The 20,268-nt window shown below is 40.5% G+C and carries 26 protein-coding genes, 1 tRNA gene and 1 pseudogene; 23 read left to right on the forward strand and 5 right to left on the reverse strand.

The features are described from left to right. The first annotated feature begins 23 nt into the window (after positions 1 to 23). The 11 genes and pseudogenes from MKY20_RS10020 (at position 24) to MKY20_RS10070 (ending at position 10,441) form a co-directional block, all read left to right on the forward strand. Positions 24 to 599, forward strand: a complete 576-nt coding sequence (locus MKY20_RS10020) for a 5-formyltetrahydrofolate cyclo-ligase (RefSeq protein ID WP_217026195.1) — start codon at positions 24 to 26, stop codon at positions 597 to 599. Next, positions 592 to 1,380, forward strand: a complete 789-nt coding sequence (locus MKY20_RS10025) for a DUF92 domain-containing protein (protein ID WP_251266919.1) — start codon at positions 592 to 594, stop codon at positions 1,378 to 1,380. Before MKY20_RS10020 ends, MKY20_RS10025 begins: the two co-directional genes overlap by 8 nt. Positions 1,381 to 1,430: 50 nt before the next feature. After that, positions 1,431 to 2,374: pseudogene (locus MKY20_RS10030) on the forward strand (L-lactate dehydrogenase). 92 nt (positions 2,375 to 2,466) lie between these two features. Beyond that, on the forward strand, positions 2,467 to 2,667 hold the full coding sequence (locus MKY20_RS10035; RefSeq protein WP_009332950.1) for a hypothetical protein: 201 nt from the start codon (positions 2,467 to 2,469) through the stop codon (positions 2,665 to 2,667). Between the two features lie 226 nt (positions 2,668 to 2,893). After that, positions 2,894 to 4,414: a rhomboid family protein gene (locus tag MKY20_RS10040; RefSeq protein ID WP_251175150.1), complete on the forward strand. Its 1,521-nt coding sequence runs from the start codon at positions 2,894 to 2,896 to the stop codon at positions 4,412 to 4,414. A gap of 173 nt (positions 4,415 to 4,587) precedes the next feature. Then, positions 4,588 to 6,048: a spore germination protein gene (locus MKY20_RS10045; RefSeq protein ID WP_009332948.1), complete on the forward strand. Its 1,461-nt coding sequence runs from the start codon at positions 4,588 to 4,590 to the stop codon at positions 6,046 to 6,048. Between the two features lie 160 nt (positions 6,049 to 6,208). After that, complete coding sequence (locus tag MKY20_RS10050) at positions 6,209 to 6,409, forward strand: YqgQ family protein (RefSeq protein WP_009332947.1); 201 nt, start codon at positions 6,209 to 6,211, stop codon at positions 6,407 to 6,409. Positions 6,410 to 6,428: 19 nt separating this feature from the next. Then, entirely contained in the window at positions 6,429 to 7,391 is a 963-nt protein-coding gene (locus tag MKY20_RS10055) for an ROK family glucokinase (protein ID WP_019380408.1), read from the forward strand. Between the two features lie 143 nt (positions 7,392 to 7,534). Then, complete coding sequence (locus MKY20_RS10060) at positions 7,535 to 8,722, forward strand: M14 family metallopeptidase (RefSeq protein ID WP_019380409.1); 1,188 nt, start codon at positions 7,535 to 7,537, stop codon at positions 8,720 to 8,722. Between the two features lie 224 nt (positions 8,723 to 8,946). Further along, positions 8,947 to 10,110, forward strand: coding sequence for a YqgU-like beta propeller domain-containing protein (locus tag MKY20_RS10065; protein ID WP_251266918.1), 1,164 nt, complete (start codon positions 8,947 to 8,949; stop codon positions 10,108 to 10,110). A gap of 16 nt (positions 10,111 to 10,126) precedes the next feature. Then, complete coding sequence (locus MKY20_RS10070) at positions 10,127 to 10,441, forward strand: MTH1187 family thiamine-binding protein (RefSeq protein WP_009332943.1); 315 nt, start codon at positions 10,127 to 10,129, stop codon at positions 10,439 to 10,441. Between the two features lie 98 nt (positions 10,442 to 10,539). Here MKY20_RS10070 and MKY20_RS10075 read toward each other — a convergent pair whose 3' ends face one another. Together MKY20_RS10075 and MKY20_RS10080 are read right to left on the reverse strand one after the other, a co-directional pair. Continuing rightward, entirely contained in the window at positions 10,540 to 10,713 is a 174-nt protein-coding gene (locus tag MKY20_RS10075) for a DUF2759 domain-containing protein (protein WP_009332942.1), read from the reverse strand. A 124-nt stretch (positions 10,714 to 10,837) separates the two neighbouring features. Further along, complete coding sequence (locus MKY20_RS10080; RefSeq protein WP_009332941.1) at positions 10,838 to 11,317, reverse strand: hypothetical protein; 480 nt, start codon at positions 11,315 to 11,317, stop codon at positions 10,838 to 10,840. An 88-nt stretch (positions 11,318 to 11,405) separates the two neighbouring features. Here MKY20_RS10080 and MKY20_RS10085 point away from each other — a divergent pair, with 88 nt between their 5' ends. Next, positions 11,406 to 12,041: an MBL fold metallo-hydrolase gene (locus MKY20_RS10085; protein WP_251175081.1), complete on the forward strand. Its 636-nt coding sequence runs from the start codon at positions 11,406 to 11,408 to the stop codon at positions 12,039 to 12,041. A 206-nt stretch (positions 12,042 to 12,247) separates the two neighbouring features. Then, on the forward strand, positions 12,248 to 13,309 hold the full coding sequence (locus tag MKY20_RS10090; RefSeq protein ID WP_251175082.1) for a class I SAM-dependent methyltransferase: 1,062 nt from the start codon (positions 12,248 to 12,250) through the stop codon (positions 13,307 to 13,309). Between the two features lie 45 nt (positions 13,310 to 13,354). On the opposite strand, the gene MKY20_RS10095 is transcribed toward MKY20_RS10090, so the two are convergent. Beyond that, the gene (locus tag MKY20_RS10095; RefSeq protein ID WP_009332938.1) at positions 13,355 to 13,600 is read right to left on the reverse strand and encodes a DUF2626 domain-containing protein; all 246 of its coding nucleotides are present in this window, start codon (positions 13,598 to 13,600) and stop codon (positions 13,355 to 13,357) included. A 150-nt stretch (positions 13,601 to 13,750) separates the two neighbouring features. Next, entirely contained in the window at positions 13,751 to 14,449 is a 699-nt protein-coding gene (locus MKY20_RS10100; RefSeq protein WP_019380413.1) for a helix-turn-helix transcriptional regulator, read from the reverse strand. A gap of 246 nt (positions 14,450 to 14,695) precedes the next feature. On the opposite strand from MKY20_RS10100, the gene MKY20_RS10105 reads away from it, so the two are divergent. Then, complete coding sequence (locus MKY20_RS10105; RefSeq protein WP_019380414.1) at positions 14,696 to 15,049, forward strand: Spx/MgsR family RNA polymerase-binding regulatory protein; 354 nt, start codon at positions 14,696 to 14,698, stop codon at positions 15,047 to 15,049. Positions 15,050 to 15,292: 243 nt separating this feature from the next. Here MKY20_RS10105 and MKY20_RS10110 read toward each other — a convergent pair. Continuing rightward, positions 15,293 to 15,364: transfer RNA gene (locus MKY20_RS10110), tRNA-Gln, on the reverse strand. A 147-nt stretch (positions 15,365 to 15,511) separates the two neighbouring features. Here MKY20_RS10110 and comGA point away from each other — a divergent pair. The 9 genes from comGA (at position 15,512) to MKY20_RS10155 (ending at position 20,249) form a co-directional block, all read left to right on the forward strand. After that, positions 15,512 to 16,582, forward strand: coding sequence for a competence type IV pilus ATPase ComGA (gene comGA, locus MKY20_RS10115; RefSeq protein WP_009332934.1), 1,071 nt, complete (start codon positions 15,512 to 15,514; stop codon positions 16,580 to 16,582). Beyond that, positions 16,569 to 17,600, forward strand: a complete 1,032-nt coding sequence (gene comGB, locus MKY20_RS10120) for a competence type IV pilus assembly protein ComGB (protein ID WP_019380174.1) — start codon at positions 16,569 to 16,571, stop codon at positions 17,598 to 17,600. Before comGA ends, comGB begins: the two co-directional genes overlap by 14 nt. Then, positions 17,600 to 17,923, forward strand: a complete 324-nt coding sequence (comGC, locus tag MKY20_RS10125; protein ID WP_019380175.1) for a competence type IV pilus major pilin ComGC — start codon at positions 17,600 to 17,602, stop codon at positions 17,921 to 17,923. The genes comGB and comGC overlap by 1 nt, the downstream gene beginning before the upstream one ends. Then, entirely contained in the window at positions 17,920 to 18,360 is a 441-nt protein-coding gene (comGD, locus tag MKY20_RS10130; RefSeq protein ID WP_019380176.1) for a competence type IV pilus minor pilin ComGD, read from the forward strand. The genes comGC and comGD overlap by 4 nt, the downstream gene beginning before the upstream one ends. Next, on the forward strand, positions 18,344 to 18,673 hold the full coding sequence (locus tag MKY20_RS10135; RefSeq protein WP_009332930.1) for a hypothetical protein: 330 nt from the start codon (positions 18,344 to 18,346) through the stop codon (positions 18,671 to 18,673). The genes comGD and MKY20_RS10135 overlap by 17 nt, the downstream gene beginning before the upstream one ends. Beyond that, positions 18,624 to 19,103, forward strand: a complete 480-nt coding sequence (gene comGF, locus MKY20_RS10140; protein WP_226280632.1) for a competence type IV pilus minor pilin ComGF — start codon at positions 18,624 to 18,626, stop codon at positions 19,101 to 19,103. The genes MKY20_RS10135 and comGF overlap by 50 nt, the downstream gene beginning before the upstream one ends. Continuing rightward, entirely contained in the window at positions 19,093 to 19,476 is a 384-nt protein-coding gene (gene comGG / locus MKY20_RS10145; RefSeq protein WP_019380177.1) for a competence type IV pilus minor pilin ComGG, read from the forward strand. Before comGF ends, comGG begins: the two co-directional genes overlap by 11 nt. Positions 19,477 to 19,488: 12 nt before the next feature. Continuing rightward, a complete protein-coding gene (locus MKY20_RS10150; RefSeq protein ID WP_009332927.1) occupies positions 19,489 to 19,986 on the forward strand; it encodes a shikimate kinase in 498 nt (165 codons plus the stop codon). A 77-nt stretch (positions 19,987 to 20,063) separates the two neighbouring features. Then, positions 20,064 to 20,249, forward strand: a complete 186-nt coding sequence (locus tag MKY20_RS10155) for a YqzE family protein (protein ID WP_009332926.1) — start codon at positions 20,064 to 20,066, stop codon at positions 20,247 to 20,249. The last annotated feature ends 19 nt before the right edge of the window (positions 20,250 to 20,268 follow it).

The following is a 20,268-nucleotide window of genomic DNA, read 5'->3' on the forward strand; positions in this document are numbered from 1 at the left end:
TCTTCTGTTGGAGGGGGTTTGGTATGGAAATGGATAAAAAAGCGCTTAGAAAGCAAATGCTGGATAGAATGAAGGAATTGAGTAAGCCTGAGTATGAACAGCTATCATATGAAATTGCCCGCAGCCTTTACAGCAGTCCTTTATGGCTTCAGGCTAAAACGATAGGTATAACGGTTTCAAAGCCGCCTGAGGCGGATACGTGGCAGATTATCAGAAAAGCATGGGAAGATGGAAAAAGGGTTGCTGTCCCGAAGTGCATTCCCCAAGCAAAGCAAATGGTGTTTCGTGAACTGAAAAGCTTCATGGAATTGGAGTCTGTGTACTATGGATTATGGGAGCCAAGTCCAGAAAAGACAGAAGAAGTTCTCAGTGAGGAAATCGAAACTTTAATCGTACCTGGGCTGGCATACATGAAAAACGGCTTCCGCCTGGGGTTTGGGGGAGGCTATTATGATCGTTTTCTCGAGCAATATAAAGGAAGAGCCGTTTCACTGGCTTTTGAACTGCAGGTCATAAACGATTTTCCAGTGGAAAACCATGACAAGCCGGTGGAAATGATTATTACCGATCAGCGGGTCTGGGCATCCGGAAATGCTTGAATCTATTGTTATTTTTATTATTATATTAATCACGGCGCTTGCTGGATATTTTTTTCGATTACTGACCCTTTCAGGCAGTATAGCTGCATTCATTGTAGGTGCGGCAACAGGATGGGGATTTGGCTTTCACGGTCTCCTTGTGCTGGGGTTCTTTTTTGCGAGTTCCAGCTTTTGGTCAAAATTTAAAAGCCATAGAAAAGAGACATTCGAAAAAAAGCATGCAAAAGGGTCAAGAAGGGATTGGCAGCAGGTGGCAGCAAATGGAGGAATTGCAGCTATTGCCAGCATAATCCATCTCCTGATACCATCACCGGTTTGGCTGATAGCATTTCTAATTGGCCTGGCCGCAGCGAACTCGGACACCTGGGCATCAGAAATTGGCTCATTAAGTCAAAAACCTCCCATTTCGTTGAGGACCTGGAAGCCAGCAGAGACGGGAACTTCAGGTGCTGTCAGCATTCTGGGCACAATTGCAGCTTTGTCAGGTTCTTTTACAATAGCACTTCTTTCATTCATGCTGTTCAGCGTTTCACTTTATGAGGTTATGCTGATTGGGATCTTTGGATTTGCGGGAAATCTGATTGATTCCATATTGGGGGCCTTTTTTCAGGCTGAATACAAGTGCCTGGTGTGCAATGAAAGTGTTGAAAAAACCGAACATTGCGGGCAGCCGGCCTCATTGGTAAAAGGCAGGCGTTTTGCAGATAATGACTTTGTTAATTTTTGTTCAGGTTTAGCTTCTGCCTCGGTGGGAATTCTTCTATATATTCTATTGACATAGAGGGACTGAGATGCTGCTGTTCCTTACCTTAAGTGAAAAGGGGAGTTGTTATGAAAAATCGGGTGAACAGAGTCGTGCTGATTGGAACTGGCTTTGTAGGCTCAAGCTATGCCTTTGCACTATTAAATCAAGGTGTTACAGAGGAATTGGTTCTGATTGATTTAAATAAGGATAAATCTGAAGGAGATGCGATGGACTTGAATCATGGCATGCCATTTGCTCCTTCCCCAACATCGATCTGGTTTGGAGATTATTCAGATTGCAAAGAGGCTGATTTGGTTGTCATAACTGCTGGAGCAAATCAAAAGCCTGGAGAGACACGTCTGGATCTAGTGGAAAAAAATTCAAAAATCTTTAAAGGCATTGTGAATCATGTTATGGATAGCGGTTTTGATGGCATTTTCCTGGTTGCGACAAATCCAGTAGATATTCTGACCTATGCAGTCTGGAAATTCTCCGGACTGCCAAAGGAAAGAGTAATCGGATCCGGAACGATATTGGATACAGCCAGATTCAGGTTTCTGCTGGGGGAGTATTTCAAAGTCGATACGCGCAATGTTCATGCATATATTATAGGTGAACACGGGGATACTGAATTGCCTGTATGGAGCCATGCTGATATTGCAGGGAAAAACATTGATGATTGGATAGGGAAAGAAGAGAATTTTAGAAAGGAAGATCTTAATTCGATATTCCTTAATGTCAGAGATGCAGCTTATCAGATTATTGAGCGAAAAGGGGCGACTTATTAGCCATGGGCCTGGTCAGACTGACGAAAGCCATCCTTCAGAACGAGAATTCGGTCCTTACGGTGTCAGCTTACTTAGATGGAAAGTATGGTCATGATGATGTTTACATTGGGGTACCTGCTATAGTCAATAGAAACGGCATTCGCGACATTATTGAACTTGACTTAAACAGCGAAGAGATTGATCAGTTTACCCAATCAGTAAATGTTCTCAAGAAAACGCTGGAACCAATAAGGAAGGATTAGCCAGCTTGCATGGGCGGCGGATTTTATTTTGTTCTGAAGCATGGATAAAAATTATTTCCTCTTCTCACAATAAGGAAGAGGAGGGATTTTTAATGTCTCGATTACTATCCATATTTATGATAGGGCTTGGTACTTATTTTGCCTATCATAACCGTTATCGATTGATTAATGTTATTTTTGGGAACGTCTTTTTGCGGAAACTGCTAGTCACTTCAGTAATGAGTTTTCCGCTTGTCCGCGACAGGATGATGAGCTCTGTTTTCTCTTCTGGGCAATCGGAAGGGCAGCAATAATGTAAAGAAAAGCTGCAGCGCCTCCCCCCGACACCTCAAGGGGGGAGGCGCTGCAGCTAGACAGTTGTCAACATTCAGGATTTTATTTTTTTAGTAATTAGACCGTAATGGTCTTTTTATTTTGGATAAATATTTAGGTGCTTTTTCTTTTACAAAAGGTTTCTTTTTTGCCTATAGTTAAATAAAGTATTGTAATCATTGCAACATATAGAGAGTGGGGGAAGAATTGGCCGTTCAAGAGGATTATTTATTTTGGAAACTTGCGGATTATTTCATATCTGATCAGGGGTACAGGATGATTCAGCTATCTGGTGATCAGGATGAATTATGGCTTGAAAAGATGGAGCATAAAACGATTAAGGCAATCAGGCTCTTAAAATATAATCTTGACTGGAGCAATTGGCTGCAGCGGGATATCGAAGTTACTGCCCAAAAAGCAGAATCTGTCAGGAAGCAGCTTGGCAAAAGGGAGATGCCGGTATTAAATATCTATGTCACTAAGTACCTGCCTGTAGATGACTATGAATTCCGCATCACAGTCCCCTTCATGCCTGAAAATGCGAAAACCTCTGTCCAAACCCTAATCATTGAGTCCGGCAAACCGGATAGCCTTAGTGCGGTTGAGGCCATTTTTGAAAAACCGTTAACGTTTCTGTCCGGAAATTATACGGAAATGGATGTTGATGCACTGAAACATGCCGCTCTTTCTAAAGCAGTAAAAACAGCGAAGAAAGAAAAGGAAATGTTTAATTTTGGGAAGCCCTTCTTTACGTATATATTCATTTTTATTCAAGTTGCTGTTTTTTTAGTTTTGGAAGCAATGGGCGGGAGCACAGATACATCGACTTTAATCAAGTATGGAGCTAAATTCAACCCATTAATTCTTGATGGAGAATGGTGGAGATTTTTGACCCCGATTGTTCTCCATATTGGGCTGCTGCATTTATTAATGAATACACTTGCCTTATTTTATCTAGGTTCGGCAGTAGAACGCGTGTATGGAAATTTAAGGTTCCTATTCATCTATTTGGCTGCAGGTTTTGGCGGGACATTAGCCAGTTTCATTTTTAGTCCTACCCTTTCAGCTGGGGCAAGCGGAGCTATTTTTGGCTGCTTCGGTGCACTTTTATATTTTGGGCTCATTTATCCAAGTCTTTTCTTCCGTACAATAGGATTTAATATAATTGTCGTATTGGGGATCAACCTTGCATTTGGGTTTACCATTCCAGGAATTGATAACGCAGGCCATATCGGCGGGCTGATTGGCGGATTTCTTGCTACTGGCATTGTGCATTTTCCCAAGAAGAAACGGCCATTGCTCCAGTTCCTGTTTTTAGCAGCATCATTCTGTCTGGCGGCTGGATTGTTGAAATATGGTTTCAATGAACCAGGAAGGCTTTTAAATGAACAGACTGCAATGGTGATGGCCCAGGAGCATATTAATGCTGAAGAGTATGAAAAGGCTCGTTCAATGCTTGCTGATTTTGTTAAGGAAGGGAATGCCTCTCCAGAAGCTTATTTTCTGTTATCATATGCGGAAATAAAAGCGGGACAACTGGAAGAAGCAAAAGTGCATCTTCTCCATGTCGTTAAGGAAGAAGCCTCTTTCCACGAAGCACATTATAATCTGGCACTGATCTATTTAGAAGAAGATAACACGGAAAAAGCAAGGCATCATGCTCAAAAAGCCGCTGGTCTTAAATCGGAACACGAAGAGTATCAAAAGCTATTAAACCAAATAGAATAAAAAAACAGCTGATATTTTACTGAATTTTCAGCTTACTACCCGGGAAATAATATCTTCATTTCCGGTGAATTTTCATGAATCATGCCAATCATTGGTATGATTTTTTTTTTGCATGTCTATGATGTTGAATAGTATGCAAGGAAAAGAATGGAACAGAATGCTGAGGTGGGATTTTGGAGAAAGTCAGAAGAGAGCCTGTAAAGGTTTCGCTGAAAGAAAATATAGAATATCTTAGAGATGCACTTGGAGTTGAAAAAAGCTTTGATGTGATTCAGCTGGATGTTGAATATGCAGAAAGGGAAATGGCCCTATATCTTGTAGATGGCTTTGTAAAAGATGATATATTGCACTATCTGATGAAAATGCTTGCAGGATTGGATGCTGGTCAGCTGGAAGGGGATACGCTTTCCAGGTTAATAAAAACGTATATACCCTATGTTGAGGTTGAAACCACTGATGATCTGAATAAAGTTGTGGATATGGTGCTGGCTGGTCCAACTGCATTAGTCGTGGATGGTGTCGATGAAGTGATTCTCATTGATGCCCGTACATACCCTGTAAGAGGCCCACAGGAGCCTGATATCGAACGTGTTGTCCGCGGTTCAAGGGATGGTTTTGTCGAAACACTCGTCTTTAATACAGCCTTAACGAGGAGAAGAATTAGAGACCGGACACTCCGCATGGAATATATGCAGGTGGGCAGGCGGTCTAAAACAGATGTTGTTGTCAGTTATATTGAAGACATTGCAGATCCTGAAATGGTCCAAAAAGTTAAGGATTCTATTTCTAAGATTGACACTGATGGGTTGCCAATGGCTGAAAAATCAATAGAGGAATTCATTTCTGGCCGGCATTGGAATCCATATCCGATGGTAAGATATACCGAGAGGCCTGATACAGCAGCAACCCATCTTTATGAAGGGCATGTCTGCATCATCGTCGATGGTTCGCCCAGTGTGATCATTACACCGACAACCTTCTGGCATCACCTGCAGCACGCTGAGGAATACCGGAATAAGCCCCTTGTAGGTGCATATTTGCGATTTGTCCGCTTTTTGGCTGTCTGGGCGTCCATTTTTCTTTTGCCTTTATGGTACTTATTTGCTATAGAGCCACAGCTGCTGCCTGATGCATTATCATATATCGGGCCGAATGAAACAGGACAGCTGCCATTAGTCATTCAGTTCCTTATGATAGAGCTCGGTTTGGATATGCTGAGGATGGCTGCAATCCATACTCCATCCGCACTGGCCACTGCACTCGGACTGGTGGCTGCCCTGATGATTGGCCAAGTAGCTGTTGAAGTTGGATTGTTCATTAATGAAGTAATTCTTTATTTAGCAATAGCAGCAATTGGAACTTTTTCAACACCAAGCTATGAAATGAGCCTGGCCAACAGGCTGATAAGAATCGCCCTGCTGATTGCAACAAGTATTTTCCATACTTATGGATATGTAGCTGGCATCATGCTGCTGATAATCATGCTGGCGAGAATGAAATCTTTTGGAGTGCCATACCTGTGGCCATTCATCCCTTTCAATCTGAGAGCATTCAGGGATGTATTGCTCAGATCGCCAATACCATTGAAGAACAGGCGGCCGCGTTTCCTGCATCCCAAAGATCCAGATCGCTAAATGTAAAAAAATCCCTTACTGGCTGCTGTGCCAGGAAGGGATTTTTTACGTTAGTCCAGGAATCTTATTTATTTCCGGGAGCTTGTCCATCTTGAGAAGGATGGACATTTAGATTATACTTTATTGTGGTATAAACTTATCGATAAAGCAGAGGTACAGAATGAAAACCATTTATGATATACAGCAATTCCTGAAGAAATATGGGACAATTATCTACATAGGGAATCGTGAAGCTGACTTGGAGCTTATGGCTGCGGAATTAAAAGAGCTATATGATTCTCAGCTTATTGATGTGAAAGATTACCAGAGCAGCATCTTGATTTTACGGACTGAAATTCAGAATCTTAAAGAGAAAAAATAGACAGAAAAGGTGATGGAGTTTGGCAGAGAAATGGCTGGTTGGGGTAGATTTAGGCGGAACAACTACAAAACTTGCTTTTATCAACTATTATGGGGAAATCATTCATAAATGGGAAATTCCCACTGACAATAGTGAAGAAGGAAAAAATATTACGATAAATATAGCTAAAGCCATCGATCATAAATTGGAGGAACTGGATATAAGCAAGGATAAAATCATCGGCATTGGCATGGGGGCTCCAGGTCCTGTAAATCTTGCAACAGGTGTTGTATATAACACTGTTAATTTAGGCTGGAAAGATAATTACCCGCTGAAGGATTTGCTTGAAGTGGAAACATCGCTTCCAGTCATCATTGATAATGATGCTAACTGCGCTGCTCTGGGCGAAATGTGGAAGGGAGCCGGAAATGGCGCTAAAGATCTTGTATGTGTAACACTTGGCACAGGTGTCGGCGGCGGAGTAATTGCCAACGGAGATATTGTGCAGGGAGTCAGCGGAGCTGCAGGTGAAATTGGCCACATTACTTCCGTTCCTTTTGGCGGTGCTCAGTGCAATTGCGGAAAAGCGGGCTGCCTTGAAACAATAGCATCAGCTACAGGCATTGTCCGACAGGCTCTTGAAAACCTAAAATCGGGTGGAGAAGGGGTTCTTTCCAATTTATATAGGGAGAATGGGTTTATCACAGCAAAAGATGTTTTCGATTCAGCAAGGAATGGGGATGAAGCATCTCTTCTGGTAGTCAATGAAACAGCTATGCACCTGGGACTGGCATTGGCAAATATAGCAAATACCTTGAATCCGGAAAAAATAGTATTAGGCGGAGGAGTATCCAAAGCAGGTGATGTCCTGCTGAAGCCTGTTATTGAAAACTTCGCTAAATTTGCGTTTCCAGGAGTGAAGGAATCCACCGTCATAGATATTGCCACATTGGGCAATGATGCCGGCGTAATTGGAGCAGCCTGGCTTGCTAAAAATAAATAAATAAATTGAAAAAAGCGCCTGATTGCGTGCAGGTGCTTTTTTCTTTGCCCACTTTCGACACTGCGGATTCAAATTAACACAGGTAAACAGTCATCTTTTTTTCTTTTTCTCATAAAATTGAAATGATGGAAAGGGGGAGAAAGATGAAAGTCAAAGTCCGGTCCGGAGACTCCATCTGGTATTACAGTCAGCTCTTTATGGTGCCAATCAATCTCATTGCTGATTCCAATCCCGGCGTAAATCCTGCATTGCTGCAGATAGGCCAGGAAATTAATATTCCCGGCTTTACACTGCAAAATTATACGGTAAGACCAGGAGACACCTTTTGGAAGCTGAGTACTTCCAGAAACCTCTCTGTAGATGCTCTTCTCCTGGTTAATCAATCCCTTAATCCAAACAGTCTGGCCCCCGGTACAGCCATAAAGCTGCCAAGGCGGGTAATAACTCCAATTGTATCAGGCAGGAGAAGTTATGCTTACAAAGCTTTAACAGCCGATATTACCATGCTGTCGGATATTTATCCGTTCATAAAGGTAAAATCAATTGGCCAAAGTGTCCTTGGAAAGCCAATTCAGGAGATACGTCTGGGAAAAGGGAATAAGAAAGTGCAAATTAATGCATCCTTTCATGCAAATGAATGGATTACAACCCCTATATTAATGGCTTTGCTGAACAGCTTTCTCTTATCCATAACAAATGTCCGGCCGATAAGAGGCGTGTCAACAATGCCTTTATATAATTCCGTTGACCTTTCCATAGTGCCGATGGTGAATCCTGATGGAGTAGATCTTGTCTTAAATGGGCCACCTCCAGAACTCAGGGAAGAAGTGATTGCCATAAATAGGGGAAGCACTGATTTCACAGGCTGGAAGGCCAATATTAGGGGTGTAGATTTAAATAATCAGTATCCTGCCAAATGGGATTTTGAAAAAGAGAGAAGTGAACAAAATGCTCCGGCACCAAGAGATTATCTTGGGGAAGCCCCGTTAACAGAACCAGAAGCCATAGCAATGGCGGAACTGGCAAAAGATAATCAATTCGATCGAATGCTTGCCTTCCATACACAAGGAGCAGAATTTTATTGGGGATTCGAGGGATTGGAGCCGCCGGAATCACAGGTACTCGCGCTAGAGTTCGAGCGTGTCAGCGGGTATAAAGCAGTTCAATACATTGATAGTTTTGCGGGTTATAAGGATTGGTTCATACAGGAGTTCCGGAGACCGGGATTCACAATTGAACTTGGAAGAGGCATCAATCCCCTGCCCCTGTCACAATTTGATGATATTTATGAAGAAGTGCTGGGCATTTTTCTTGCATCGCTTTATATGTGAAAAATTAACCTTGAAAATGTTTCTTTATTGTATTTTAGTGAAACAGACATTAAAATAACTATCATACTAACTTCACAAGCCAATAGTTCTATGGTAACCGGCCGCTTTTCCAAATCGAAGACGGAAAAACGGCTTTTTCCTATTAAATACATTAATTCTATTATTTTTGAAACATTTTCATGCCGTTTACGTACTTATATTTAGGGAGATAAGGAGGTGCGGATTTGTTGGACACTCAATCTACATATCAAGGGAAGCTTCTTTTTTTATTTTTTGTTATGATGGTTTCCCTATTTTTAATAACCGGCTGTGAACAGCCGGAAAAAGCAGAGATGCAGCAAAAAAAGAATCAAGAAACAGAAGCCTCTGAACCGTCCGCACCACCTGATAATGCTGAAAATAGGAACGTTAAGCCTATCCGGATTAAAGAAGGGGAATTTCAGGGAGCAAATGGCTGGCTCAGCGATGATAAAATTGTTTACACTGTAAGTGAGGGAACAGCTTCCAGGGTTTTTTCTTATAACCTCTTTTCTGGCGATCAAAATCTTCTCTATGAAAGTTCACATCCGATTGCGTCCGTAACGGTCAGCCCGGCTGGCAAATACATTCTGATTCGAACATCACCAGGAACCTATGAAGGAACTTTAACCGCGATAAAAGCAAATGGGAAAGTTGTTTGGGAGAAAAATATATCTGGCTTTGACTTTGCTGTTGAGTGGAACCCTTATCATGAAGAATCATTATTAATTTCTTCATTTACTGAAGACTGGGACTTTACTTCCTACCATATCGACATTGCAAAAGGTACATCAGAAGAATTAAACCTAAGGGAGCCTTTTGCCAAATGGGGGGATTCAAATCTTCTTTTTTTCCTTGATTGGGGCAATGAAAACCCGTCACTTTTTGCACCGCTGGTTAAACAATCTATTGATGGAAATAATGAAACCAAGGTTTTGGCAGACATTTTTCAATTCGATGCTGCCAAAGACAGGCTAATGACCATCACTGTGCCGGCAGATCAGTCAGATCAGGCTATGTATACTTTTATGGATAATGACTTCAGGAAGTTATCTTCAATCTCAGTACCTCATTTGACAAGGTTTTCGGATTGGCTGGTACCGTATTATGACTGGACTCCTCAGGGCATCATAACTTTTCAGCCATTGTATAGCGCTGAAAGTGATATGTATGCAGGGGGATTTCAGCTTATATCCGTTGACAGTGAAACAGGAGATAAGGAAGTGCTTCTGGAAGACATGGAAAATGCGCCGCTCAGCTGCTCACCTAATGGGACAGCCTGTTTAGCGGGTTTTTATCTCGAAGAATTAATAATGCCTGACAAAAGAGAAATCTTTCGGTTAGTAGAACATAACGATAAATCAAGTTAGATAGAGGGGTAAAGATATGGCTATTGCAGACGTTACTGTTATTCCAATTGGAACGGAAACACCAAGTGTCAGCAGTTATGTGGCAGACATTCAGCGTGTATTAAAAAAGTATGAAGAAAGCGGTAAAATCCGATTTCAGCTGACACCCATGAATACCATTATTGAAGGGGAACTTACTGATTTGTTTGAGGTCATCCAGGCAATGCATGAAGTCCCTTTTGAAAAAGGCCTAATGAGGGTGGCAACTAATATCCGCATTGATGACAGACGTGATGTCAAAAGGAAAATGGAAGAGAAGGTCCGAAGGGTTGAAAGTCAGTTAAATGGCTAAAATAAAAGGGCTCCCCATTGAGGGAAGCCCTTTTATTTTTTTAAAAGTCAAGCATCAGACGCCATCTGCTAATGCTTAGCAGGCTGGTTGCGCTTTTCTTAGTGAACAGCAGGATATCCACTGTTAATTATGGTCATTACAGAGAACCATCCGAAAACAGCAAGTGTTCCTACAGCAAAAACCAAGCCAAGGAAGTTCTTGTTTTTCAGTGCGCTAAACGCACCAAAAGCTGCAAGAACTGCGACTAATGCAAAAATGATTGGTAGTCCCATTAAAACAGCCCCCTTTATTTCGTGATCAGCAGGCAAAAGCCATATCAAAATCATTCTTCAGGTTATATACCCATTATGTAAAACCAAAGTATTACATTCGTCCTTTATTTTATATTTTTTTCTTCTATTTGTCGAGGTCTAAAAATGACACTTGTATGTCATATGCTTCAGCAATGCCGATTATTAAATCCTTTAAGTGAAGTTCTGAAAAATAAACCAATGGCACTTCTTCTTCTTTTGCGGTAAAGACTAAATGCTCCTGAAATTGATAGACAGCCATCCGGACATCTTCTGCACTGCCCCCGGTTATAGTAAAGGCGCTAAGGAGCTCGGTGAACAAGCAGAACCCGCTGTCTGTTTCTATGGCAAAGTCATCAAAAGTTTCTCCCTTTACACCAGATTTTATGTACCAGAGATTAAAAAATTCTTCGAATAGCCCGGCTTCGACAAGTACACTTCTTGTGAATTCGGCATGAGCCATCTGCTCAAACAGAAACGTGCTCTGCTGAAAATCGAACAGTTCAGTCTCTTTTTTTATTAGATCCATGAATTCGGGCACATCTTGAATAATATAGCTGGCTTCAACACCAAATAGGATTTTCATCTTATTCTCCTTTTGCAGATATAAGGCATTCCATTCTGATATAGTGTAAAATAATAAACAATTAAACCAACACTGGGAGGTGTAAGCAATGGAATGGAATCAGATCCCTCTTGGCCCATTGCAAACAAACTGTTATGTTCTTTCGAATGAAACCAAAGATTGTTTAATCTTCGATCCGGGTGAAGAGAGCGGAAAACTAAGCGGTATTATTGAACAGAAAGGACTAAAACCTCTAGCTGTAATTCTTACTCATGCTCACTTTGATCATATTGGCGCTGTAGACGAAATAAGAGATGCATTTTCTATTCCTGTATACATACATGAAAAAGAAGCAGCATGGCTTTCAGATCCAGCCTTAAACGGATCTCACCTTTTTAAAATAGGCAAGCTGATAAAAGCAAGGCCCGCCGACCATATTATAACAGGGGAACAAGAGTTGAGCATAGGTGAATTTAACTTGAAAATTCTAGAGACACCAGGCCATTCTCCGGGCAGTATTTCACTATATTTTGAAGATGCAGATCTCGTGGTTGCCGGGGATGCTTTATTCAGCGGGAGCATTGGACGCACAGACCTTCCTGGCGGCAATCATCAGCAGCTTCTTGAAAGTATACATAATAAGCTTTTAACATTGCCTGAAGAAACAGAAGTACTCCCTGGACATGGACCGGTAACGACAATTGGGCAGGAAATGGATTCAAACCCCTTCCTGAATGGGTTCTGAATGTAAAATAGAAAAGCCCTTCTCCAATGAGAAGGGCTTTTCTGGGGGATGTTTTATTCATATAAAAAATGGGAGGGGATATAGTTAAGCTACTACATTAACAATATAACAGAGAAAACACTATGTCAATAGTGAAAAAAAGTGATCAAAACAAGATTGCATGGCTGTTTCCAATAAGCTAGAATTTTTTAAAAAAGGGAGTTCTTATGCGGAATTTTTTAATGAATTTTATAGAAAATACTCCTCAGCAAATGATCAGCTATGCTGAATATATCCAGCAGGCCCTGTATCATTCCGAATATGGTTATTATATGAAAAACACACCAAAAATTGGGCCGGCAGGAGATTATATAACAAGCAGCAATATTTCTGATATATATGGAAGGACGATTTCAAAGTGGTTTTTTCAGATGGCAAAGGAGTATAAGCTGCCTTTTCAGGTCTGCGAAATAGGGGGCGGAAATGGGCGTTTCGCCCGAGCTTTTATTGATGAATGGAAGCTTATTGCTGATGAAGAGATTCATTACTGCATTTTTGAAACAAGTCCCTATCACAGAAAGCTGCAGGAGGAACAGATTGTATTTTCTGAAAGTATAAGACAAATAGATAGCTGGAATGAAATCACCCCATTTTGCGGCATGATTTTTTCAAATGAGCTGTTTGATGCCTTGCCCGTACATGTGGTTGAAAAAAGGAAGGATCAATTGCATGAAATTATGGTTACCGTAAAAGAAGGGGAGCTTGCAGAGATAGCTGTGCCATTAACAAATGGAGATATTTACTTATTTCTTGAAGAAAGCGGTCTGTCACCTAGCAATGGCCAAAGAATTGAAATTCCTCTGCAAATGGAACAGATGATCAAGAGCTTGTCTGCTGCTCTGGATAAAGGCATTGTACTGACTGCCGATTATGGGTATACAGATGAGGAATGGCAAGAGCCGATGAGAAGGGATGGAAGTCTTAGAGGCTATTACAAGCATTCTTTAATGAATAATGTACTCGAGCACCCTGGAAAGATGGATATAACCAGCCATATCCATTTCGATTCCCTGATCCGCATTGGAGAAAAGGAAGGGCTGAACTTCCATTTTAAAATGAGACAGGACGAATTCTTGCTGTCTGCAGGCATACTACAGGAACTTGAAGATCATTATGATTCTAACCCGTTTTCTCCTATCAGCAAAAGAAACAGGGCAATCAGAAGTCTGATTATGCCTTCAGGTATGAGTTCAGCATTTCACCTGGTTCTTCAGGCTAAGAAAATATGAGAAAAATAAAAAAGCGATGGTTTCATCGCTTTTTTATATCGGCAATTAGTGGCCGCCCGCGCCTGGTGTCATCATAAATGTTGACCAATAAGTGAAGCCTACGAAGAAAACAGTCAAGTATGCTCCAAAAACATAAATATACATACGTTCGGAAAGCTTTAAGTAGCTTAAAAGCAGGAAAAATCCTGTTTGGCCGAAGAAAATCAGGGACGTTGTATACATGTCGCCAAGGTAAAACATAACTGCGAAAATTCCCGTCCAGAAGCCTAATACTCTGTACATACGATCCATATGTATCCCTCCTTTTACCCTTACAAGTCCATCACTACAATATTATAAAGTAAATGCTTAATAAAAGTAAATAATGGTTTCAAAATAGTCCAGAAAAGAGCAGGAAAAACGATATGCTTGTTAAGCTGGTTTTTTCCTGGATCTGTTTTTTTAGTTTCCAACAAATGCCTGATAGGAGCATGCATCACAGCCAGTCAGCATATTTTGCTTTTCCACCAGCTGAATAGAATGAAACAAACTTTCGAACATACCCTTCAAATATTCATTATGCATATTGCACACAGGCTCTCTGTGGCGGGCTGCAACTTCTTTAAATGGGCAATTATAAATTTGGAAATAGACAATAGTCTTTTCGGCGTTTACATCAAATTCAGGATGAAAACCTGACATATCGGCAGCATGCTTTAGGATGTTTAATTTCTGGTCAAAGGTAAGTTTTTCTGTTCCTGCAAATCTTTTAAGCTCTTGCTGGATCAGTTCTCTGCCAAATTTCTTTCCTGTCGAATACAGTGCCTTTCTGCCTTCTTCACCTAACTCCAGCATTGTCTCCATGGTTATTTTTGCAAGCAGCTGATAATCCCTGTAAGGAAAATGCAGCTGAATCACGTCATCAGATAACCGATATAAGCGGCTTGGCCTTCCGCCTTTGCCTGTTTTTTTTGTTTCAGATACAAGCATATTGACATCTTCGAGCTTGGATAAATGCAATCTTGCAACATTGGGATGAATGCTGAAATTATCTGCAATCTCCTGTACGGTCACATCTTTATGTCTTTTCGTAATGTATTGATAAATATAATAGCGGGTTGGATCGGATAACACATTAGTTATTTTTAATGTTTGCTCCATTTATTGTCACCTCAAAAGGGTAATTTATTCCCGAGGTCATCAGCTGTCACTTATATGAATGAGCTGGCGCCTTCCTGGCATGCTTCCATTATAATACAGTCGATTTAGGTTAACACTGTAATCACTATAAGTTTAGAAAATGTTCACAAATGAAGTTTAATTACGTATACAAATGTGTATACGTTTATTGTACAAATGATGTACAATTTAAGTAAAATAATATTGAAGTTTGTGAGGAGAAGAGTTATGAGCCAATTGACATTTTTCACATATCCCAGCTGTACTTCCTGCAGAAAGACGAAAAAATGGCTGACAGCCCATTCAATTGATTTTGAAGAAAGGCATCTCTTCAGGGAGACTCCATCATCAAGAGAATTACTAAAAATACTTTCCTTAACAACAAGCGGCCTTGACGAACTGCTCGCTACCCGCAGCCAGACCTATAAAAAACTGGAACAGAACCTTGAGGAATTATCTTTATCAGAAGTGGTGCAAATAGTAATTAAGGAGCCAAAACTGCTGCGGAGGCCCATACTGACAAATGGAGATAAAATTGTCATAGGCTATAATCCGGATGCATTTAAGAATATTGCCAAATAGATTTTATCGCAGTCTAACGGGCAGTAAAATTCCCGTTACAAGAATCAGAGGAATCAATTGAGGATAAGTGGTGGGCAAAATGCCCGTATAGGCCCGATTGGTTCAACTAACAATCAGTGGGTTATAAAAAAAACCACTGATTGAAATTTGAAATTTCACTTTATGGGAAATGCGTATAGATTGCGCATTTCCTTTTTTTTGTAGTAAAAAAAGGAAGGAACACCTGGTGTCCTTCCATAATTACTGGGCTAGCAGGATTCGAACCTGCGCATGACGGAGTCAAAGTCCGGTGCCTTACCGCTTGGCTATAGCCCATCAATTCATTTGGTACACTTTTATTATGAAAAGAAAAAAATAATTTATTCACAAATTCGTCAAAAAGATTTGCCGAAATATGGAGGTTATACTCGGGATTAGGCGAATTATTATCTATAACAATTAATAAAGGTGGTGCATAATTAGTTGAGTGTAATTGAAAGAATGGCAGAACGAATTATCAAAGACGCCGTCAGGAGCCATGCTTCCGACATCCACATTATTCCCCGAAGAAAAGACACTCTAATTCAGCTCAGGTTCGGCAGCCAATTGACCCCCAGGCTTTATCTTCCTAAAGAAGAGTGCGACAGACTGATTTCTCATTTTAAATTTACCGCTTCGATGGACATTGGTGAAAAGAGACGGCCGCAAAGCGGTGCCTATTCTCTTGAAGTAGATGGACAAATGATTGGACTGCGTTTTTCAACCCTCCCATCAAGCCACAGCGAAAGCCTCGTTATCAGAATTCTGCCCCAGCAGGAACAAATTCCTTTTTTTCAAATCAGCCTTTTTCCAGACATGACCAGAAAAATGCTGGCATTGCTGAAACATGCTCATGGATTAATTATTTTCACAGGACCAACTGGAAGCGGAAAAACCACAACATTGTATTCTCTGCTGAATGAAACCTCTCATATGTTCCATCGCAATGTGATTACCCTGGAAGATCCGATTGAAAAAGAGAATGACTTGGTCCTTCAAGTTCAAGTCAATGAGAAAGCGGGCGTATCTTATTCCGCAGGCTTGAAAGCAATCCTTCGCCATGACCCCGATATCATTATGGTGGGTGAAATCAGGGATGCGGAAACTGCGAAGATTGCTGTTAGAGCAGCACTTACAGGTCACCTTGTCTTAAGCACGATGCATACTCGGGATGCTCAGGGGGCTGTATATCGTTTAGCTGAGTTTGGGGTGAATATGATGGAAATTGAGCAGACACTAGTGGCTGTCACGGCTCAGCGCCTTGTCGAATTGAATTGCCCTTATTGTGAAGGGGAATGTTCTCCATTCTGCTATGGATACGGCAGGTGGAAAAGGGCAAGTGTGTTTGAGCTTCTTGCAGGAAGAGCGCTTAATGCCTCCATAAAGAAGGCGAGAGGCGAAAGAAGCCTTGTTAAGTATCGCACACTTAAAGAGGTAATAACTAAAGGGATTGCTCTTGGATATATAAAGGAAACTGAGTACAGCAGGTGGGTGCACGATAATGCGGAAACATAAATGGACCATTCAAGAACAGGGCTTGTTTCTGAAAAATACTGGTGAACTGCTGTCCAGAGGGTACCCCTTATCTGAGGCACTGGAATCAATGATGCATCAGCTGCCGCCAAAACGAAAACATGAAATTAGTCAGTGCCTCTCTCAATTGAAAGAAGGATTTCCTTTTTATCAAATCCTTGCAAACATGAACTTTAATAATAATCTGATCGGCTATGTGTTTTTTGCCGAACAGCATGGCGGCCTTGCTTCTGCATTTCTTGAAGGAAGCGAAATGGTGCTGAGAAAAGGAAGGGACATTCAAAAATTGCAAAAACTGATGACCTATCCTATTTTCCTGATGTTCATTACCGCATTCCTATTTGTTTTCGTTGATAAAGTCCTGCTGCCCCGTTTCTCTTCCTTATTCGTTTCCATGCACCTTAAGCCTAATTTCTTCACAAAAGCCGTTTATTTGTTTGGGGACCTTCTCCCATTATTCATTCTGATTGTACTCTTCGGTTTAGTCACTTTACTTATATACTATTTTTTTAGATTCAGAAACCTTTCCCCTATCCAGCAAAAGATGGTCATAGTAAAAATTCCTGCTGGAGGCCATTTTCTTCGTCTTTACTACACCCATTTCTTTGCTGTACAGCTCAGTCACCTCTTAAACGGCGGCCTATCCACACATGAGGCGCTTAGTCTTTTTGAAAAAAATGATAAGCAGCCTTTTTACAGCGCCCTTGGTGAAGCCGTGAAAATCAAACTCCGTGAGGGGAATAAGCTTGAGGATATACTAATTAGTTATCCTTTTTTTGAAAGGGAGCTGGCCAATATTATCAGACATGGTCAAAAAAATGGCAGGCTGGACCAGGAATTATCTTTTTTCAGCAGGCATTGCCTAAATAAATTGGAGGAAAAGACAGAAAAACTTCTTAAAATGATTCAGCCTGTTTTATACATGTTTATCGGTTTTTTAATAGTGTCAATGTATTTGGCAGTTCTGCTGCCTATGTTTCATCTATTGGAGGGATTTTAATGAAATGGCGTACAGTAAATAATGACAAAGGGTTCACGCTCATTGAAATGATGATTGTTTTATTGGTGATTTCCGTACTCTTAATCATCACCATTCCGAATGTAACGAAACACAATTCAAAAATAAACAGCAAGGGATGCGATGCGTTTGTTAAAATGGTGCAGGCCCAGGTTCAGGCATATGAAATTGACAATAAAGAGCTTCCTTCAGGTATACAGGATTTAGTGGATGCCGATTACCTCAATGCTGAAACCACGACTTGTCCAAATGGAGATGCCATTAAGATTTCTGCAGAGGGGAAGGTTGAATCTTCAGGGTTATGATAAAGAACAAAGAGGGCTTTACATTAATAGAAACTCTTTTCGTTTTCAGTATTTTCCTTATAATTGCCACGATTACCTCTATTCTTCTTAAACCGCAATTCCTCTATCTTGAAAAGAGAATGTTCTTTTCCCAATTAAAGTCTGACCTGCTTTATGCCCAGAATTATGCCATCACCCATCAGACAGATGTAGCTATTCAAATTGTTCCCGAGGAGAAAAGGTATTACGCCCAGGTAAAGTTTGCAGCTGATCCTATCTTCAGCAGAGAATATCCTGGAATCATTGAGATTAAGGAGGGTACCATGCCATTGTATTTTCAATACGGGCCAGGGGGAATTACAAATAAATTTGGTACTTTCTATGTCAAAACAGACAATGAGCAATACAAAATTACCTTTTTAATCGGAAGAGGGAGATTTTATGTGGAGAAGGAATGACGGCTTCTTTTTGGCTGAGCTCCTTCTGTCTTTATCGGGGATGCTGCTTGCAGCGGGTGTAATGTTTCCTCTTGTCATTAAGGCTATTGAGCATTCTGAAGAGGTAAAACAGGATTACGAAAGCACACAGCTGCTTTATGAGAGTCTCCAGGAAGCCGCCTCGGAAGGGAGTTATCCTGTGGGGAAGACTATTATAAAAAATCAAACCGTCTATGAAATAGTCCCTATGGAAAACCAAGGATTTATGGAGGTTTGCATAAGATATGAAAACGTACGGGATAGATCGAAAGAAAAGTGTGAAGTATTCCAATAATAAAGGATTTACCATGCTGGAAATGCTGTTTGCGTTTGCAATATTCTTAATGATTGCTTCCTTTTTGCCTGTCAGCATTAATTTCCTCTTTCAGGACTGGAAAATGGAAGCCAGGACACAAAGACTTGAGTGGCATGTATTTATCAATCAGCTGAAAAAAGAGATTAGGCTTGCTGATGCTGCAGAAATATCACCTGTTTCCATTGTATTAACCATAGACGGGAAAAGTGTGATTTATGAAAAATATGGTTCCAATTTGAGGAGGAGAGTGGATATGAAAGGCCACGAAGTTGTCCTGCAAAAACTTGATAGAATAACATTCAGTTCCATTAATGGCGGAGTTGAAATAAATGTATCAGATAGTTTTGATCAGGAGCATTCGGCCTGTCTTTATTACCTGATGAATATGGAGGATATTGATGTACCGTAATCAGGATGGATTTTCTTACCCTCTTACTTTAACAATCATTCTGGCTGCACTCTTTCTCCTTACGATTCAATTAGATCAGTTTATTTCTGAGAAAAGGATAGTGAATCAGGCGGAAACCGTCATAATGCAGGAGTATTACTTACTATGTTCCTTTAAAAAAACTGAAAAAATGCTGAGCGAAAATATAGACCCTGATAAATCAGGAATTTTTTCGTTTAAAAATGGATCTGTTTCATATGAAATCTCCCCAGTGGCAACAAGCTTAATTCAAATTACCTTCAAAACGAAAATTGGCTCTGATAAGGAAATTTCCGGATATGCTTACTATGACACGGATCTGCAAAAAATGATAAAATGGATTGAAAAAAACTGAGTGGGGATAAAGATGAAGCCAATTTACTTAATCGGATTCATGGGTGCCGGCAAAACAACAATTGGAAAAGAGCTTGCATCCTGCTTAAACCAAGAAGTAATCGATACAGATGAAGAAATAGTTATGCGGGAGAAGAAAAATATTAATGATATTTTTGAAGAGCATGGAGAGGAATACTTCAGAAATCTTGAAACGCTTATATTAAATGAGTTTGACAATAGAGCGGGAATTGTTACTACTGGCGGGGGAATTGTAGTTAAGCCTGAAAACAGAAAAAAGCTGAATGAAAAAGGAATCGTTTTCTTCCTTTATGCTTCGCCGGAAGAAATATTTAAACGGATTGAAAATGATCATTCCAGACCCCTGCTGAAAGGCGATAAAAAAAAGCTGATTCAGGAACTTTATGAAAAAAGGATGCCGCTTTATAAAGAAACCGCCCATGTAGTCATTGATACCACCAATAAAGATAAAGCAGAAATAATTCAGGAAATAATAGATTGTTTAGGGTAAAAACTCGTTGGACATACTTGTAAATATAAATAGCAGGTTGTAATTGCAATATGTGCAGAAAAAGGCAGGTATGACAAATGAAATCCAACGATTATGTAAAGTATCTTACCCAGACAGTAGTAAAATATATAGATCAGCCCAAAGATGAGCGAAAACGGCATAGAATAGAGAAAAAGGACATGAAAGAGCCATTTTTATTCAGGTGGTTTGGCATGTTTTCATATGTTTTCTATTTGGGCATGAGAAGAAAAAAACATAAGTAGATTTCACGCAAAAAACCGG

Origin of the sequence: Cytobacillus sp. FSL W8-0315, from assembly GCF_038002905.1 — a bacterium.
Taxonomy (GTDB): Bacteria; Bacillota; Bacilli; order Bacillales; family Cytobacillaceae; genus Cytobacillus; species Cytobacillus pseudoceanisediminis.

Bases quoted from the DNA above. Each gene is read 5' to 3' on its own strand.
- MKY20_RS10100 (WP_019380413.1), bottom strand. From the start codon at position 14,449: ATGGAGCAAACATTAAAAATAACTAATGTGTTATCCGATCCAACCCGC.
- MKY20_RS10070 (WP_009332943.1), top strand. From the start codon at position 10,127: ATGGCTATTGCAGACGTTACTGTTATTCCAATTGGAACGGAAACACCA.
- MKY20_RS10135 (WP_009332930.1), top strand. From the start codon at position 18,344: ATGTGGAGAAGGAATGACGGCTTCTTTTTGGCTGAGCTCCTTCTGTCT.
- comGD (WP_019380176.1), top strand. From the start codon at position 17,920: ATGATAAAGAACAAAGAGGGCTTTACATTAATAGAAACTCTTTTCGTT.
- MKY20_RS10050 (WP_009332947.1), top strand. From the start codon at position 6,209: ATGAAAACCATTTATGATATACAGCAATTCCTGAAGAAATATGGGACA.
- comGC (WP_019380175.1), top strand. From the start codon at position 17,600: ATGAAATGGCGTACAGTAAATAATGACAAAGGGTTCACGCTCATTGAA.
- MKY20_RS10090 (WP_251175082.1), top strand. From the start codon at position 12,248: ATGCGGAATTTTTTAATGAATTTTATAGAAAATACTCCTCAGCAAATG.
- MKY20_RS10085 (WP_251175081.1), top strand. From the start codon at position 11,406: ATGGAATGGAATCAGATCCCTCTTGGCCCATTGCAAACAAACTGTTAT.
- comGF (WP_226280632.1), top strand. From the start codon at position 18,624: ATGAAAACGTACGGGATAGATCGAAAGAAAAGTGTGAAGTATTCCAAT.
- MKY20_RS10095 (WP_009332938.1), bottom strand. From the start codon at position 13,600: ATGGATCGTATGTACAGAGTATTAGGCTTCTGGACGGGAATTTTCGCA.
- MKY20_RS10035 (WP_009332950.1), top strand. From the start codon at position 2,467: ATGTCTCGATTACTATCCATATTTATGATAGGGCTTGGTACTTATTTT.
- comGG (WP_019380177.1), top strand. From the start codon at position 19,093: ATGTACCGTAATCAGGATGGATTTTCTTACCCTCTTACTTTAACAATC.
- MKY20_RS10150 (WP_009332927.1), top strand. From the start codon at position 19,489: ATGAAGCCAATTTACTTAATCGGATTCATGGGTGCCGGCAAAACAACA.
- MKY20_RS10025 (WP_251266919.1), top strand. From the start codon at position 592: ATGCTTGAATCTATTGTTATTTTTATTATTATATTAATCACGGCGCTT.
- MKY20_RS10075 (WP_009332942.1), bottom strand. From the start codon at position 10,713: ATGGGACTACCAATCATTTTTGCATTAGTCGCAGTTCTTGCAGCTTTT.
- MKY20_RS10155 (WP_009332926.1), top strand. From the start codon at position 20,064: ATGAAATCCAACGATTATGTAAAGTATCTTACCCAGACAGTAGTAAAA.
- MKY20_RS10060 (WP_019380409.1), top strand. From the start codon at position 7,535: ATGAAAGTCAAAGTCCGGTCCGGAGACTCCATCTGGTATTACAGTCAG.
- MKY20_RS10020 (WP_217026195.1), top strand. From the start codon at position 24: ATGGAAATGGATAAAAAAGCGCTTAGAAAGCAAATGCTGGATAGAATG.
- MKY20_RS10105 (WP_019380414.1), top strand. From the start codon at position 14,696: ATGAGCCAATTGACATTTTTCACATATCCCAGCTGTACTTCCTGCAGA.
- MKY20_RS10080 (WP_009332941.1), bottom strand. From the start codon at position 11,317: ATGAAAATCCTATTTGGTGTTGAAGCCAGCTATATTATTCAAGATGTG.
- comGB (WP_019380174.1), top strand. From the start codon at position 16,569: ATGCGGAAACATAAATGGACCATTCAAGAACAGGGCTTGTTTCTGAAA.